This window comes from Devosia naphthalenivorans (assembly GCF_003056355.1).
In the GTDB taxonomy this organism is placed as follows: domain Bacteria; phylum Pseudomonadota; class Alphaproteobacteria; order Rhizobiales; family Devosiaceae; genus Devosia; species Devosia naphthalenivorans.
Genome location: NZ_PYVW01000013.1, coordinates 37,429 through 54,208, shown reverse-complemented (window position 1 = coordinate 54,208; position 16,780 = coordinate 37,429). Strand labels below are relative to the sequence as shown.

The following is a 16,780-nucleotide window of genomic DNA, read 5'->3' as shown; positions in this document are numbered from 1 at the left end:
CGCTTTCTGGCGCTGCTGCCGAAACGGCAAAACGGGCTCCGCAAGGAGCCCTTTTTATTTGCCGCCAATCGGGCAAGCTTTTCTCATGTGACAACTTCATGTCGCTGCTGGTTACGTACCTCTTGAATCCCGACCGGGTTATAGTGGAGTGCCGGATCCAAGCTGTTTCAAAGACTTGAGCTGTCGTATCCTTGTTACCGGGTTGTGATGTGGCGGCGTCGGAGCAGTAAAAACCGATCCATCGAAAATAAATTTTTCACCATGAGTCCGGACCCCGTATAGCGATTCTATCATGAGTCTCAGAGCCTTGGATTTTGCCTCTCGGCAGCCTTCTCGTCCCCTGAAATGACAAGCAGAGAGTCAAGCCCCAATTTTGCTGATTCCACGGTTGCAGGCCCAAATTGCTCCCTCTAAAGTAATCTCGTCAGCAAGCGAGGGGGCGCCAGAAACGAGCGTCCCGGCAAGTTGGCGAGTTCAATCTGGATCGGTGGTTTGATCCTTCGCGACAGGGTTTGTTGTTGCATTTTGAGCTGGTGGTAGTGTGTTGGCAGCGTATTCAGCAGCCGGTCCCCTGAGGCCGGCCAGACTTCGGTAAGGCGGTCCGCAGGCTCGGACCGAGTTCATGACAAATATGATTGCGACGCCGGCGGATAAACCGCCGGAGGAAGTAACTTTGCCCGCAACGCCGGGCATCGGGGCAAAGCCTTGGCCTGTGACCGCAAGGGTCCGGCCGGGGTGGAAAAAAGGTAATCGGCCGAACTTGTGCGGATCGGCCGGGCAACAGGAAATGGGGCTATCAATGATGCGACAGGCGACCGCTGGAGGAGATGACTGGGTGGCAAGAACCCCCGCTTCTTCCCCGTCCACGACCAGCAAAGGCGACAATCCTGTCATGAGCACGACCGATTCCACCGAAGGCCAGCGCGAGCTCTGGAACCGGATTCGCGCCCGCATCAAGGCTTCGGTCGGCGCCGATGTCTTCACCTCCTGGTTTGCCGCGCTCGAACTCGAGGAAGTGCTCGACGACGTGGCGCACCTGTCCGCCCCCACGCGCTTCCTGTGCTCCTGGGTGCAGTCCAACTATGCCGACCTGCTGCTGGAAACCTTCCGTCAGGACCTCGATCACATTGCCCGCGTGCAGGTGACGCTGCGCGTCAATGGCCAGGCCCGTCCCCGTCTGGCCCAGCCCGCCACCGAGGCTACAGCCGCTTCGGCGCCGGCCACGGCTTCGGCCTCGCCCACCCAGGCTCCGGTCACTCCGCGCCTGGTCCGTGACAATACCGCGACCAAGGGCGACGCCCTTTCCGGCAGCGCGATCGACCCGCGCATGACCTTTGACAGTTTCGTTGCTGGCGAAGCCAACGAGATGGCGCTGGGCGTTGCCCGCCAGATCGCCAATGCGGCCGCCAACAACACCGTGACCTTCAACCCGGTCTATATTCATTCCACCGTTGGCCTGGGCAAATCCCATTTGCTCAACGCCATCGCCCATGCCGTGCAGTCAGCGGATGCGTCCAAGAACATCGTCTACCTGACCGCCGACCATTTCATGTACCATTTCATCACCGCCGTGCAGCGCCAGTCCGCGCTCGGCTTCAAGGAATGGCTCCGCCGCGTCGATCTGCTCCTGATCGATGACATGCAGTTCCTCCAGGGCAAGTCGGCCACCGAATTCGGCCATACCCTGGGCACGCTCCTCACCGGCGCCAAGCAGGTCGTGGTGGCTGGCGATGCGCCGCCGCGCGATCTCGAAATGCTGGATGATCGGGTGCGCTCGCGCCTCTCGGGCGGTCTGGTGATCCCGATTTCGGGCTTTGACCTCGATCTGCGCCGCGCCATCGTGCAGCGCCGCGCCGACCAGTCCAGCGCCCGTTTCGGCATGCATTTCCCGGCGCCCGTCATCGACTACATCGCCCGCGCCGTCATCAGCCATGGCCGCGATCTCGATGGCGCCGTCAATCGCCTCGTTGCTGCCAACCAGTTGACCGGCGAACTGATCACCGTACCGCTGGCCGAAAAGACCCTGGGCGACCTGATCCGCTCCCACGAGGCGCGCCGCGTTCGCATCGAGGACATCCTCAAGATCGTCTCGCGCCACTACAAGGTGCCGCGCAACGAACTGCTATCGGCCCGCCGCTCGCGCGATGTCGTTCGCCCCCGCCAGATCGCCATGTTCCTCGCCAAGGCGCTGACTTCGCGTTCCCTTCCCGAAATCGGCCGTCGCTTTGGCGGCAGGGACCACACCACGGTTCTCCATTCGGTCCGCAAGGTCGAACAGATGATCAAGGACGATGTGGAACTGGCCCAGGAAATCGAACTGCTCAAGCGCATGCTTGAAGAGTAGAGCCCGGGGCGGGGTGACACCATCGGTGGAATGCCGGCGAATGGCGCTGCAATTCCCCGGCAAAATCTACCCTTGCCCTTGCCAACCCCTTACGAAATTGTAAATGTCCAACCCCCGGCTTGCCGGGGGTTTTGCTGCCATCAGGCAGACGCGTAGTGCCAGGGAATTTGCCGCATGAAAGTCACGCTCGAACGCAATCATCTGCTCAAGTCGCTGAGCCATGTGCATCGAGTGGTGGAGCGGCGCAATACCTATCCCATCCTCGCCAACGTCCTGTTCAAGGCCGGCGATGACAAGGTGGAACTGCGCGCGACTGACCTTGATATCGAGGTGACCGAAAGCGTTCCGGCCATGGTGTCCACCGCTGGCACCACGACGGTTCCGGCCCACACCCTTTATGAAATCGTGCGCAAGCTCGCCGATGGCGCCGAAGTGCGGCTTGAGACCGATGGCGGGGAGAACATGGTTCTGACCTCCGGCCGCTCGCGCTTTAACCTGGCGTGCCTGTCGCCCGACAGCTTCCCGGATCTCAAGTCCGGCAGCTTCGGCCATGAATTCTCCATGCCGGCGGCAGCGCTGCGCGAACTGATCGAACGCACCCAGTTCGCCATCTCCAACGAAGAAACCCGTTACTATCTCAACGGCATCTATTTCCACACCGTCGATGTGTCCAACGCCGGAACCGTGCTGCGCGCCGTCGCCACCGATGGCCACCGCATGGCCCGGGCGGAAATCGAAGCGCCAATTGGCGCTGGCGGCATGCCCGGCATCATCGTGCCCAAAAAGACCGTTGGCGAAGTGCAGAAGCTGCTCGATAGCGCCGATGGCGACGTCAAGGTGGAGGTCTCAGACACCAAGATCCGCTTCACCGTTGGCTCGGTCGTGCTGCTCTCCAAGCTGATCGAAGGCACCTTCCCCGATTATGACCGGGTGACGCCCAAGAACAACGACAAGATGATGAACGTCGACCGGCAGAGCTTCGCCACCGCCGTCGACCGCGTCTCGACCATTGCCTCCGATCGCGGCGGCAAGGCCGTCAAGCTCCAGGCCAAGGATGGCCTCCTGGAGCTTTCGGTCACCAACCCGGATCACGGCACGGCGAGCGAAGAGCTCGCCGTGGAGTTCGACACCGACGGCTTCGAGATCGGCTTCAACGCCCGATATTTGCTCGACATTATCGGCCAGATCCGCTCCGACAGCGCAATCTTCATGTTCAACGACGCCGGGTCTCCCACGCTGGTCAAGGACGAGGGTGACACCAAGGCGCTCTATGTGCTGATGCCGATGCGGGTTTAAGGGCGCCATTGCTCACCCCAAACGCGATCGTCACCCTCGGGCCTGACCCGAGGGTTCTGCACTTCCTTGCGGGCTTCGAAAACCCCCTCGGGTCAAGCCCGAGGGTGACGGCCGGTGGACGGGCCTGAATGTCGAGCGTGCAATCATGACCCGCCACCTCTCCCGCCTGCGTCTCACCGCCTTCCGCAACTATGCTGCGGCAGCCCTGGACCTCGACCATCGCCATGTCGTGCTGACCGGCCCCAATGGCGCGGGCAAAACCAATCTGCTCGAAGCCATATCGCTCCTTTCCCCCGGTCGCGGCCTGCGCCGGGCCAGTTTCGAGACCGTCCAGGCGCAGGGCTCCGACATTGGCTGGGCGGTGGCGGCAACGGTTGAAACCGATAATGGTCCTGCCGATATCGGCACCGGCGCCGGGCCCGATGGCGGCCGGCGCGTGCGCATCAATGGCGCCAATGCCCGCTCCATCGAGGCGATGAGCGACTATCTGCGCGTCCTCTGGCTCACACCCAGCATGGATGGGCTCTTTGCCGGCCCTGCCAGTGACCGCCGCCGGTTCCTTGATCGCCTGGTGACCACGCTGATCCCGACCCACTCGGCCTCGGTAGGCGACTATGAAAAGGCGATGCGGCAACGCAACAAGCTGCTCGATGATGGGGGCGACACTGCCTGGCTCAGCGCCATCGAGCGTCAGATGGCCGAGCTTGGAGCATCCATCCATCTCGCCCGTACCGACAGCCTTGAGCATCTCCAGGCCCTGATCGAGCAAAGCCTCGACGATGGCAGTTTCCCGGCAGCCCATCTGGGTCTGACACCGCTCTTCGAGGATGGCACGGAGCCCACCTCGTCAGCGGCGCTGGAGGCGGCTCTCGCGGGGCTTTGGAGCGGCTCCCGCGCCCTTGATCGTGCTGCCGGACGCACCATATATGGACCACACCGCGTCGATCTCGAAGTGACCTACAGGCAAAAGGCCATGCCGGCCGCCCTGGGATCGACGGGGGAGCAAAAGGCGCTGCTGATCGGGTTGATCCTGGCTCATGCGCGGCTCGTCAAGCTACGCACGGCTATCACGCCGTTCCTGTTGCTCGACGAGATTGCGGCCCATCTGGACCCCGACCGCCGCCGCGCCCTGTTTTCCGCGCTGGATAGTCTGGGAACCCAGTGTTTCCTCACTGGCACCGACAAGGTATTGTTCGAGGCGCTGGGCGAGCGGGCGCAGATGCTGACCGTGCGCGAGGGGCGTCTCTTGAGGGAATAATGCCCTTCCGGCGGCGCCACCATGATGTCTTGTGAACCATAGCCTCCTATCCCCGGCAAAAACCCCTCAAAAGCCCAATTTGCTTGGGGTTTGAGGCTGCTTCCGCTACAACAAAACCACTCTGAAACGACTGATTCGGAACCCATGACCGACACCCCCATGACCGATCCCAACGAATATGGCGCCGATAGCATCAAAGTGCTCAAGGGGCTCGATGCCGTGCGCAAGCGCCCCGGCATGTATATCGGGGATACGGATGACGGTTCGGGCCTGCATCACATGGTCTACGAGGTGGTGGACAACGCCATCGACGAAGCCCTTGCCGGCCACGCCGATCTGGTGACGGTGACGCTCAATGCCGATGGCTCGGTAACCGTCATCGACAACGGTCGCGGTATTCCCACCGGCATCCACAAGGAAGAGGGTATTTCAGCTGCCGAGGTCATCATGACCCAGCTTCATGCCGGCGGTAAGTTCGACCAGAACTCCTACAAGGTGTCCGGCGGTTTGCACGGCGTGGGCGTCTCTGTGGTCAACGCGCTCAGCCAGTGGCTGAAGCTCAAGATCCGCCGCGATGGCAAGATCTTCGAAATGGGCTTCACCCACGGCAATTCGGACGCTCCGCTGGAGCAGACCGGCACCTATGAGGATAACAAGCAGCCCGGCACCTATGAGGGCCGCAGCGGCAGCGCGATAAGCTTTCTGCCTTCGTCCGAAACCTTCACCATGGTGGAGTTCGATTTCAAGACGCTGGAACATCGCTTGCGCGAGCTCGCGTTCCTGAATTCCGGCGTGCGCATCCTGCTCAATGATCTGCGCCATCCCGAGCCCGTCTCGGCGGAGCTGTTCTACGAGGGCGGCCTGGAAGCCTTCGTCAAATATCTCGACAAGTCCAAGGCGCCGGTGATCGACAAGCCGATCACCATGATCAGCGAGAAGGACGGCATCACCGTCGAGGTCGCGCTGCAGTGGAACGACAGCTACCACGAGAACGTCCTCTGCTTCACCAACAACATTCCCCAGCGCGACGGCGGCACGCACCTTGCCGGCCTGCGCGGCGCCCTGACGCGCCAGGTGGTCGGCTATGCCGAATCCTCGGGCATCTCCAAAAAGGAGAAGGTCTCGGTCACCGGCGACGATACGCGCGAAGGGCTGACCTGCGTGCTTTCAGTCAAGGTTCCCGATCCAAAATTCTCGTCCCAGACCAAGGACAAGCTGGTTTCCTCCGAAGTGCGGCCCGTCGTTGAAAACATCGTCAACGATAAGCTGGGCCAGTGGTTCGAAGAGCACCCCAACGAGGCCAAGATCATCGTCGGCAAGGTGGCCGAAGCCGCCGCCGCTCGCGAGGCCGCCCGCAAGGCGCGTGAACTCACCCGCCGCAAGGGTGCGCTCGAAATCTCGTCCTTGCCCGGCAAGCTCGCCGACTGTCAGGAGCGCGATCCAGCCAAGTCGGAAATCTTCATCGTGGAAGGTGACTCTGCAGGCGGTTCCGCCAAGCAGGGGCGCGACCGCTCGAACCAGGCCGTGCTGCCCCTGCGCGGCAAGATCCTCAACGTGGAACGTGCCCGCTTCGACCGCATGATCTCCTCCGACCAGGTCGGCACGCTGATCACGGCGCTGGGCACCGGCATTGGCCGCGAGGAGTTCAACGCCGACAAGCTGCGCTACCACAAGATCATCATCATGACCGACGCCGACGTCGACGGCGCTCATATTCGCACGCTCCTGCTGACCTTCTTCTACCGGCAGACGCCGGAGCTGCTGGAGCGCGGCCACATCTACATCGCCCAGCCCCCGCTCTACAAAGCCATGCGCGGCAAGTCCGAGCAGTATTTGAAGGACGAGGATGCGCTGAACGACTATCTGATCGATGCGGGGCTCGACGAAGCCGTGTTGACGACGCGCGACGGGCATCAGCATGCCGGCGCTGACCTGCAGGCCATCGTGCAACAGGCGCGCAACATCGTGAACGCCATCGACAATCTCAACACGCGCTACAATCGCAGCCTCGTCGAACAGGCTGCCATCGTCGGCGGGCTTGATCCCGAAGGGCTCAATGACCCGGCCCGCATTAGCGGCACCATGGAACGCGTGGCCAACCGGCTCGACCGCATCTCCGATGAGCTGGAGCGCGGCTGGTCCGGTGTGATCACCGATGAAGACGGCCTTGCCTTCTCCCGCACCGTGCGCGGCGTCACCGAAACCCACCAGCTCGACAAGGCCCTGCTGCAGAGCGCTGACGCGCGCAAGATGCGCCAGTTGGCCGAGCGGCTCGACGAAATCTATGGCGGCGTGCCGACCCTTACCCGCAAGGGCGAGACGCACAACATCTATGGACCGTCTTCGCTGTTCAAGGCCGTGACCGACTATGGCCGCAAGGGCGTGTCGCTGCAGCGCTACAAGGGTCTGGGCGAAATGAACGCGTCCCAGCTCTGGGAAACCACGCTCGACCCGAATGCGCGCACCCTGCTCAAGGTCGAAGTCAACCAGAGCGACGAAGCCGACCAGATTTTCACCGCCCTGATGGGCGACCTGGTCGAACCCCGCCGCGACTTCATCCAGGACAACGCACTGAGCGTGAGCAATCTGGACGTTTAAGCCCGACTCCCAAAGTCCTCATGGTGAGCTTGTCGAACCATGGGGTCGAGCGAGTGGAGGCTGGGGTGCCACGGCCTCGTCCTTCGACAGGCTCAGGATGAGGTCTACTCGGCGCCCCTGCGCTAGGGCAGCCGATACTGCGAACTCTCGCACCCGCTCGCACGCCAATACCCATCGACTGGCGTAAACCGCCCCGTAGCGGCGTGCTGCACCCGGGCAGCAAAGGCCATGGCCTGGCATTCATTGGTGCCGGCCACCACATGCACCATCTCGTGCAGGATGGTCAGCTCCCGCAATTCGTCTGCACCCGGCGTAAAAAATCGCGGGCATATGACAAGCGGCACGACGCCGTTCTGCGGCGGCACGCGGGCAAAGGCGGCAAATCGGTCGCAGGAGTTGGTGGCTTCGCCCTGTACCTGCACCGCAACCTTTACGTCGCCACTCCAGACGCCGGACGAAAACCGCTGCAATGTTAGTGCGTCGCGGTAGGCGGTAACATCCACGCCGAACTCCGTCGGCGCGAGGCTGGGCAGCGCCCGCTCAAAGCGATCCACCGCATCCGAAATGGCCGCCTCAAGCAATTGGGATTGCTGCGCCGAGGCCTCCTTTGCCCCGCCTGCCAGCGCCAATATCACGACGGCCAAATATAAAGCGGCTCGAATCATGGCGCCAAGAGGCCCCGCTCACGCGGCAAAAGCAAGGCTGCAAACGGCCCACCCCTATCCCTCCCTTAAGGGGAGTGTTTACTATCCACGGTGTCATTCCCGCGAAAGCTGCGAAGCTCTCCAGACCTCCCGCCGCTGTTGATACGATTGTGATCCCCCAGCAGTGACCCGCCCGCAACACCGCGCTGCCATAGCTCCAGCTGCACAATAAACCGCCACAATTGCCCCGGAGAAGCTTGCCCATGGCCGCGTGGCAAGCGCTCCCTTGGGCTAGACGCAACACGAGCCGGCCAGCATGAGCCTTCATCTTTCGCTAACCTCTTGTTTCCCATTCTGGGCGGATCGGAGTAGAAGCGGCAAAAGGCACTTCGAACTAGGTTTGCTCGATGGATTTTCGCATTTCCGCCGATGATCGCGTGGGTGGCCGGCCGGCCAAGGTCGGCAAGCCGCGTGCGGCTGCCCGTGGCAAGGCCCAGGGCCAGCGTGTGGAGCCCTCCATGGGCCGATCGGTGGGCGTATTTGTGGATGACGAACGCTCTGGCGGCGTTCCCCCCAATAGCCCCGGCGGCAAAGCCCCCAAGGGCAAGGCGCCAAAGCCGCCCCGTCGTGGCAAGGCCAAGCCGGCAGCCAAGCGCAAGCGTTCGCGCAGCGGCGGTTTCCTCATGGGCCTGCTGTGGTGGGGGTTCGTTGCCTGCCTCTGGGGCGGCATCGCGGTTATCGGCATCGTGGTCTACTACGGCGCGCAATTGCCCTCATCCAATACCTGGGCCATTCCCGACCGTCCGCCCAATATCCAAATTCTGGCCTCCGATGGCTCGCTGATCTCCAATCGCGGGGTCACGGGTGGCGAAGCCATCACCTATCGCGAACTGCCCTATTACGTGCCCGCGGCCATCATCGCCTCGGAAGACCGGCGCTTCATGAGCCATTTCGGCGTCGACCCCATTGGCCTGGCCGCGGTGGCGGTGGAGTCCATTCAGGCGGGCGACGTGACCCGCGGCGCGTCCACCATTACCCAGCAGGTCGCCAAGAACCTGTTCCTGACGCCCGACCAGACCCTGGGCCGCAAGGTGCAGGAAGCAATCCTCGCGGTATGGTTGGAGCAGAACTATACCAAGGAAGAAATCCTCGAACTCTACATGAACCGGGTGTATTTCGGTTCGGGCGCCACCGGCATCGAGGCGGCGGCGCAGACCTATTTCGGTGTTTCCGCGCGCAACCTGTCGCTTGGTCAGGCCGCGATGCTTGCCGGCATCCTGCCTGCGCCATCGGCTTATAATCCCAAGAACAATTCCGAGCGCGCCATTGAGCGGCAGCGCCTGTCGCTCAATGCCATGGCCGAAGAAGGCTATATCACGCGCGAAGAGGCCGCCGCCGCTCAGATCGACCCCAGCCAGACCGTGCGCACGCGCATCGCCGGCTCGGAATCCTATGTGGCCGATTGGGTGGAATCCCTGATGACGGCTTATCTGGGCGAAATCAAAAGCGATGTGGTCGTGCAGACCACCATCGACTGGAAGATGCAGAAGGATGCCGAGTTCATCGTCAAGGAAATGGTGGCCTCTGAAGGACCCAAGCGCGGGTTCAAGCAGGGCGCCCTCGTCGCCATGGATGTGGACGGCACCGTGCGCGCCATGGTGGGCGGCGTCGATTACCAGGCCAGCCAGTACAACCGCGCCGTCACCGCCAAGCGTCAGCCGGGCTCCACCTTCAAGCCATTCGTCTATATGGCCGCCATGGAAAAAGGCTATACGCCCGAAACCTTGGCCGAAGACGCCCAATTCGAGTACAAGGGCTGGAGCCCGCGCAATGCCTCTGGCAAATATGCCGGCACCGTCACCCTGCGCCAGGGCCTGGCCTATTCGCTCAACACCATCTCGGCTCGCCTCGCCATCGACGTGACGCCTGAAGCGGTGGTCGACGTAGCCACCCGTATGGGCATCTCCTCGCAGCTCACCCCCGTGCCCTCCATCGCGCTGGGCACCCAGGAAGTGAACCTGCTGGAACTGACCTCGGCCTATGCGCCCTTCGCCAATGGCGGCATGGGCGTCATCCCCAATGTCATCACGTCCATCAAGTCCAAGGACGGCGACCTCCTTTATGAAGCCTCGGACGCCGGCCCCGGCCGCGTGGTTGCGCCGAATATCCTCGCCATGATGAACGACATGCTCACGACCGCGGTGGAAGTGGGTACCGGCAAGGGCGCCAATCTGGGCGGTTGGGAATTCGCCGGCAAGACGGGCACTTCCCAGAACGCACGCGACGCGCTGTTCGTTGGCTATACGTCGGCGATGGTCACTGGCGTCTGGCTCGGCAACGATAACGACACCAAGACCACGCTTTCCGGCGGCAATGTGCCCGCGGCCATCTGGTCGCAATTCATGACCAAGGCGCACGAGGGCAAGCAGATCGCCTCCATTCCCGGCGGCAGCTATGAAGGCCAGCTCGTGGCCCAGCAGATCATCGATCCTGCGACCGGCCAGGTGGCGATCGATCCGGCCACGGGCCAGCCCATGACGCAATATGTCGATGCCGGCACCGGCCAGGCTGTCCAGACCACGACCGATCCGGCTACCGGCCAGTTGATGCGCGTCGATCCGGCAACAGGGCAATATGTTCCCGCCAATGCTACGGCTCCGATCGCCACCCCTACGCAGCCTGGTTTAACCGATCCCAATGCCGGCTTCGGCAATGGCGCCCAGATCGATCCCAACACGGGCCAGCCGGTCAACCCCAATGGCGGCTACCTGGTGGATGCCAATGGCAACCAGATCGATCCCGCGACCGGCATGCCGGTGGGGCAGGTGGTTGGCGGCAATCAGGTGATCCAGCCCCAGGCGATCGATCCGGTCACCGGCTATCCGCTGCAGCCGCAATCCACTGGCGTTAGCGAAGCGCCCATCGATCCGCAGACCGGCCAGCCCATGACCCTGGTCACCGATCCCGCCACCGGCCAGCAGGTCTGGGTCCCCAGCGCCCCAGCCCAGCTCCAGCCGCCCCAGGACATCGTCGTGGAGCAGGTCCCGATCGAAAACGAGAACTCCCAGCGCACGCTGATGGATTTGATCTTCGGGAACTAGCGCGCCTGGTTCTTCCTCGCGCCATCCTCTCAGTCAACACCCTCCCCCTTGCGGGGAGGGATCAAGGGTGGGGGACATTTAGCCCCGATATAGGGGCCAGCCGCCAACCTACCCCGAGGTGACGTGCGGTGGGTGGTGACTTTCTGTGTGCTTCCGTAGCAGTCAGTAGACCTCATGGTGAGCCTGTCGAACCACGAGGCGTGCCCGGATCTACCGCCCACCCAACCGCGTCTTCTGCATCCCATCGGCATCAAAATTATCCGGCGCGAGCCAGCGCTCATATTCCGCCCGCAAAGCCGGCCACTCCCCATCGATCATGGAAAACCACGCCGTATCGCGGCTCTCGCCCTTGACGATCCGGTCCTGCCGGAACAAGCCCTCATACTGAAAGCCAAATCGCCGCGCCGCGGCCTTGGATGGCTCATTGCGGTTGTTGCACTTCCACTCGAAGCGCCTATAGCCCAGATCATCGAACGCATGCCTCGCGAAGAGATATAGCGCTTCGGTTGCGAGCGGGGTGCGCGCCATGCCGGGGCCCCAATAAACGCCACCGATCTCGATCGAAGCATGCTCGGGAAAAATCCGCATCCAGCCCTGGCGACCGAGCGCCTTGCCGGTGCGCCGGTCGACCACCGCCACAAAGCGGTCCGGCCCCGCATTCATCCGGTCAATGAAGCTCTCCGCCTCGGCCAGCGTCGTCGGCGCATGCTCGAACAGCCATGCAAACCGCTCCGGCACGCCCTCGCCCTGCGCTGCCGCCAAAAGGTCCGCGGCATGACGGCGCTCCAGCGGCTCCAGCCGAACATAGCTTCCCTCCAGCACGATAGGCTGCGGCGCTGACTTGGCGGCTTGTACACTCACTTGGTGGTCTCCCAGATGGCGTCCAGCGCCTTGCGATAATTGGGATATAGCAGCTCGATCCCCAGCGCCTGCTTGATGGCGGCATTGGAAACCCGCTTGTTGTCGGCGTAGAAGCTGCGCTGCATCGGCGTCATCTCGGCATCGTCGAACGCGGTTACCGGCGGTGGCTCCACCCCCATCATCCCGGCCGCCAGCGTCACCAGATCCTGCGGCGGCGCCGGCTCGTCATCGGCCAGATTAAAAGTGCCATCGAGCCGCGCATCAGCCGCCAGCGCCGTCACCCGGCCGATATCCTCCACATGTATGCGGTTGAACACCTGCCCGGGCTTGACCACCCGCCGCGCTGTCCCATCCCGCAGCTTGTCGAAAGTCGACCGGCCCGGCCCATAGATGCCCGCCAGCCGCAAAATGGCCAGCGGCACACCGCGCTCGGCCGCATAATCGCGCCAGGCCTGTTCGGCCAGCACGCGCCGGTCCGAGCGTTCATTGCGCGGCACCAGCGGCGCCGACTCATCTATCCACTCGCCCCCAAAATCCCCGTAAACCCCGACGGTGGAATAGTAGCAGAGCCACTGCAGATTCTTGGCCGCATCGAGATCGGTCCGGTGATGGATCAGGGCCGGATCACCATCGGCTCCCGGTGCGATGGAAAAGATCACATGGCTCGCATTCCGCAGGCTTGGCCCCAGCGTGGCGCCGGCAGAAGCGCCATCGAACACATGCGCCGTGATACCCTCACGCCTTAGCCGCTCCGCCTTCTCGGTCGTGCGAACGGTGCCCTCAACGTTAACATTCTGTGAACCGATCCGCAGCGCCCGGACGGCAGCCTGCGACGAAAACCCCAGCCCAAAGATAAAGGCGTTCATGCGATATCCACGCTCCATTCGCTAGCCACCGAGCTATCGCTTTCCCGCGCCTGATAGGCAAGCCTGAGCGCTGCCGCACGCGTCGGATCAAGCCGCCGCAACGCCCATATAGCGGCGCCCCGCACCAGCGGATCGGGATCGTCCAGCCGTGCCTCGACCAGCGGCACGAGGCTCTGATCGTCGGAATTCCCGATGGCAATCAGCACGTTGCGCAAAAACCGCCCAAGCCCGATCCGCTTGATCGGCGATCCGGCAAACAACTGCCGAAACGCTGCATCATCGAGTTGCACCAAGTCCGCCAACGCCGGCCGCTCCAGCTCATCCCGCGCCCGCAGCTTGGCCTCGCGGCTCACCGAGGCGAACTTGTTCCACGGACAGACCGCCAGGCAATCATCGCACCCATAGATGCGGTTGCCCATCGGCCGCCGAAACTCCAGCGGAATCTGGCCTTTGTGCTCCACCGTCAGATAAGCCAGGCACCGCCGCGCATCGAGCTGAAACGGCGCCGGGAAGGCGTTGGTCGGGCAGACATCGAGGCACCGCGTGCAAGAGCCGCAACTCTCCCGGCCCGCCTCGTCCACGGGCAGTTCAGCCGAGGTCAGGATCGCGCCCAGAAACAGCCAGGAGCCGAATTCCCGGCTGACCAGCACCGTGTGTTTGCCCTGCCAGCCCAGCCCTGCCGCCTCGGCCAGCGGCTTTTCCATCAACGGTGCCGTATCCACGAACACTTTCACCTCGGCGCCCGATCGCCGCGCCAGTAGCCCCGCCAATTCCTTGAGCTTGCCCTTGATGATCTCGTGGTAGTCGCGATTTCGCGCGTAAACCGAGATCGAGCCATGCGACTTTTCGCCGAGCACGGCCAGCGGATCGCTCTCTGGCCCATAATTATAGCCAAGAAGGATCAGCGACTTGGCCTCCGGCCACAGTCCCTTGGGACTAGCGCGGCGCTCTGCCGTCTCCGCCATCCAGTCCATGTCGCCATGCCAACCCGCCGCCAGCGCCTGGTTCAGCTTTTCGGGCAGGTCCGGCCGCGCATCGGCCGGAGTAACACCAAAGCTGCCAAACCCAAGCGCCATCGCCCGGGCGCGGAGCTCGGTGACGAGGGGTTCGGGACTGGAAAACGAACTGCTCAAACAGACCTCATGATGACCCTGCCGAAGGGGCGGGATGAGGTTTACTGCACAATCAGGCGCGAGTGCAAAATATCAAAAATCCAGATCCGCATAGCCCCGCTGCGGCGGCATCGAGACCACCCGGTCATTGAGCAGGGTCCGGAACGCCGGCCGCGACTTGATGCGCGAATACCAGTCCCGCGTTTCCCCGGCCTTGCCCCAATCGATATCACCCAGATAGTCCAGCGTCGACAAATGCGCCGCCAGCGCAAAATCCGCCAGCGTCATGCTGTGTCCGGCAAGCCAGGAGTGATTGGCAAACAGCCAGTTGAAATAGAGCATATGCTCGTTGAGATTGGCCTTGGCCACCCGCAACACGGCAGGGTCCGGCGTCTGCCCGCGCTGATCCCGCTTGACGATTTTTTCCTCAAGGATGTAGCGCGTCACTTCATCGTTAAGTTTGAAGATTACCCATTCGATCATCCGCCACATCTCGGCGCGCGCGCCCGGGTCCGCCGGGATCAGGCCCACAACCACGCTGGGCGTATAGAGATCTTCGATGGTGTGGATATTGGCCAGCACGCCAATCACCGGCTGGTCACCATCGCCCAACAGGATGGGCAGCGTCGCCGCCGGATTGATCTCCAGCAGCTCGGGCGTGCGCAGCCATGGCTTGATCTCTTCCATGTCGAGCGGCACGCCATATTCGGCACACATCAGGCGAATAAGCCGCGAGGACGGGTCGAGAGGATGGTGCAGCAGGCTTGGCATGTTGACGCTCTTCTCTTTTTGGGGCCGGTGCCGCCCAAAGCTTGGCGCAGCAAACGAACAGCGATAGTGCTTGCCCGCTCGCAAAGCCCAACAGTCTGAATTAGGGGATCAAATGAACGCCGATCAAGGTCTTTTTGTGCCGCTGATCCTGGGAATTCTCGAAGGGCTTACCGAATTCCTTCCAGTCAGCTCCACTGGCCACCTGCTTTTGGCCGGCCACTTCTTCGGGCTGACCCAGCCGGCGACCTTTATCGTGCTGATTCAGCTGGGGGCGATCCTCGCCGTCATCACCGTTTATTTCGCCAAGCTGGGCATGCTTATTCGCGACGCGCTGACCGGCAAGGCCTATGCCTGGAACTTTGCCCTGGCCGTGGTTCTCGCCTGCCTGCCGGCGGTGGTCGCCGGCGTGCTGCTGCGCGATTTCATCCAGGGGGATCTGTGGGAATCAGCCATGCTGATCTGCATCACCCTGCTGGTCGGCGGCGTTGTCCTGCTGATCGTCGACCGGCTGCCGCTGCAGCCGCGCTATGACGATATCTATCAGTTTCCCTGGCATCTGGCCCTCATCGTCGGGCTCTTCCAGATGCTGTCCCTGGTGCCCGGCGTGTCGCGCTCAGGCGCCACCGTGGTGGGCGGCATGCTGTTCGGGGCCAGCAAGCGCGCCGCCGCCGAATTCACCTTCTTCATCGCGCTGCCCATCATGGTCGGCGCCTTTGGCTACGACCTCTACAAAAGCCGCGACCTCATCGACGGCTCCATCGCCCTCAACGTCGCCATCGGCTTTGCCGCCGCCTTCATAGTCGGCACGCTGGTCGTCCGCTACCTGCTCACCTTCGTCAGCAGATACGGCTTCGCCCCCTTCGCCTGGTGGCGCATCGCGGTGGGTGGTGCAGGGCTCATCGCGCTGCTGGTGTGGGGCTAGATCAATCCGATCTCGGGGTAGGACCCATTTTTAGTCCACCCACGGCGTTTCCCTCGGACTTGATCCGAGGGCCTCTCCTCGCTTGTTCCGTGTTGAGAGTGACCCCCGGATCACGTCCGGGGGAAGCATCCGTGGGTGGATGGCATTGGCAGGCAAGCCCCTACACAGCCCAAGCCTATTGTTCGACGGCCTTATAGGTGGCCGGAATGGAGAAAAACGCCCGCGGGATTTCGACGCCTTTTTCCACGTCATAGAGCGAGAAAGTAAGCTCGGCGCCGCTGGGCTCCACCAGGCTCCATTGGGCAAGGTCCTTGGTGTCGGTGTCGAAAATCAGTGAAACCTGCACCGTGCCCGCGACGGTTTCATCGATCACCGTGATGGTCATGTAGCCGTCCGCCGTCGTCACATCCACCACATTGGCGTCGAGCAGGTTGATCTGGTCGCCCAGGAATTGCCGCAGCGGAATGGTGTCCTGTGGATAGGCGTAATAGGTTTCCTCGCGCCGGTTGAGGACATAAAAGCCCCGCCCGACCGATACGATTTCTTCGCGGCTCGGGGGCGCATAGCGGAAGGCGATCTTGTCGGGCCGCTCGAGGAAGAACGTGCCTTCCGTGCGCCCGCCATTGCTGTCGATCTGCAGGAACCGGCCGACCATGGTGCGGATCGCCGAATTATGCGCGCCGATTTCGTTGATCAGCTGCTGCTCCTCGGCCGACAGGGCACGGTCCAGCGCCCAGGCAGGCACGCTGAGGGCGAAGGCGGCGGAAAGGCCGAGCAGCAAGGCATCGCGGCGAATCATGAATGGGCGTCCCGTGGCTGAAAATACTGACTAGGCTAACCTCAAACGCAATTGCGGCAACAGGGAGTTGGTTCCGTTCACCTGATGTTCATCCGCAACGCAAGGGGGGAGAACGAGAAACTGCCGATTCCATCGCACCCTTCACCCGGCGCTTCGCGCGGACCTCTCCCCCGAGTGGGGGATTGTTCATATCGGGATTTTTGCGCCG

The 16,780-nt window shown here is 62.7% G+C and carries 12 protein-coding genes; 6 read left to right on the top strand and 6 right to left on the bottom strand.

Annotated features, from left to right (window positions below):
* Positions 1–892 precede the first annotated feature (892 nt).
* From dnaA to gyrB, 4 genes are all read left to right on the top strand, one after another.
* The gene (dnaA, locus tag C8264_RS15425) at positions 893–2,344 is read left to right on the top strand and encodes a chromosomal replication initiator protein DnaA (RefSeq protein ID WP_108461869.1); all 1,452 of its coding nucleotides are present in this window, start codon (positions 893–895) and stop codon (positions 2,342–2,344) included.
* A 174-nt stretch (positions 2,345–2,518) separates the two neighbouring features.
* Positions 2,519–3,640 (top strand): DNA polymerase III subunit beta, encoded by a 1,122-nt coding sequence (gene dnaN / locus C8264_RS15420; protein ID WP_108461868.1) that lies wholly within the window; start codon positions 2,519–2,521, stop codon positions 3,638–3,640.
* A gap of 145 nt (positions 3,641–3,785) precedes the next feature.
* The gene (recF, locus tag C8264_RS15415; protein WP_108461867.1) at positions 3,786–4,898 is read left to right on the top strand and encodes a DNA replication/repair protein RecF; all 1,113 of its coding nucleotides are present in this window, start codon (positions 3,786–3,788) and stop codon (positions 4,896–4,898) included.
* A 144-nt stretch (positions 4,899–5,042) separates the two neighbouring features.
* Positions 5,043–7,496 carry a DNA topoisomerase (ATP-hydrolyzing) subunit B gene (gene gyrB / locus C8264_RS15410; RefSeq protein ID WP_108461866.1) on the top strand — a complete coding sequence of 818 codons (2,454 nt, stop codon included), beginning with the start codon at positions 5,043–5,045 and terminating at the stop codon, positions 7,494–7,496.
* 122 nt (positions 7,497–7,618) lie between these two features.
* On the opposite strand, the gene C8264_RS15405 is transcribed toward gyrB, so the two are convergent.
* Positions 7,619–8,161, bottom strand: a complete 543-nt coding sequence (locus C8264_RS15405) for a M35 family metalloendopeptidase (protein ID WP_108461865.1) — start codon at positions 8,159–8,161, stop codon at positions 7,619–7,621.
* Between the two features lie 386 nt (positions 8,162–8,547).
* On the opposite strand from C8264_RS15405, the gene C8264_RS15400 reads away from it, so the two are divergent.
* Positions 8,548–11,241 (top strand): transglycosylase domain-containing protein, encoded by a 2,694-nt coding sequence (locus tag C8264_RS15400; protein WP_108461864.1) that lies wholly within the window; start codon positions 8,548–8,550, stop codon positions 11,239–11,241.
* Positions 11,242–11,451: 210 nt separating this feature from the next.
* Here C8264_RS15400 and C8264_RS15395 read toward each other — a convergent pair whose 3' ends face one another.
* From C8264_RS15395 to C8264_RS15380, 4 genes are all read right to left on the bottom strand, one after another.
* Entirely contained in the window at positions 11,452–12,102 is a 651-nt protein-coding gene (locus C8264_RS15395) for a GNAT family N-acetyltransferase (protein WP_108461863.1), read from the bottom strand.
* Positions 12,099–12,968, bottom strand: a complete 870-nt coding sequence (locus C8264_RS15390) for an SDR family oxidoreductase (protein ID WP_108461862.1) — start codon at positions 12,966–12,968, stop codon at positions 12,099–12,101. Before C8264_RS15390 ends, C8264_RS15395 begins: the two co-directional genes overlap by 4 nt.
* Positions 12,965–14,044, bottom strand: coding sequence for a tRNA epoxyqueuosine(34) reductase QueG (gene queG, locus C8264_RS15385; RefSeq protein WP_108461954.1), 1,080 nt, complete (start codon positions 14,042–14,044; stop codon positions 12,965–12,967). Before queG ends, C8264_RS15390 begins: the two co-directional genes overlap by 4 nt.
* Before the next feature lie 129 nt (positions 14,045–14,173).
* Positions 14,174–14,851, bottom strand: a complete 678-nt coding sequence (locus C8264_RS15380; protein WP_108461861.1) for a glutathione S-transferase family protein — start codon at positions 14,849–14,851, stop codon at positions 14,174–14,176.
* A gap of 112 nt (positions 14,852–14,963) precedes the next feature.
* On the opposite strand from C8264_RS15380, the gene C8264_RS15375 reads away from it, so the two are divergent.
* A complete protein-coding gene (locus C8264_RS15375) occupies positions 14,964–15,773 on the top strand; it encodes an undecaprenyl-diphosphate phosphatase (protein WP_108461860.1) in 810 nt (269 codons plus the stop codon).
* A 175-nt stretch (positions 15,774–15,948) separates the two neighbouring features.
* On the opposite strand, the gene C8264_RS15370 is transcribed toward C8264_RS15375, so the two are convergent.
* Complete coding sequence (locus tag C8264_RS15370) at positions 15,949–16,572, bottom strand: LolA family protein (RefSeq protein WP_108461859.1); 624 nt, start codon at positions 16,570–16,572, stop codon at positions 15,949–15,951.
* Positions 16,573–16,780 lie beyond the last annotated feature (208 nt).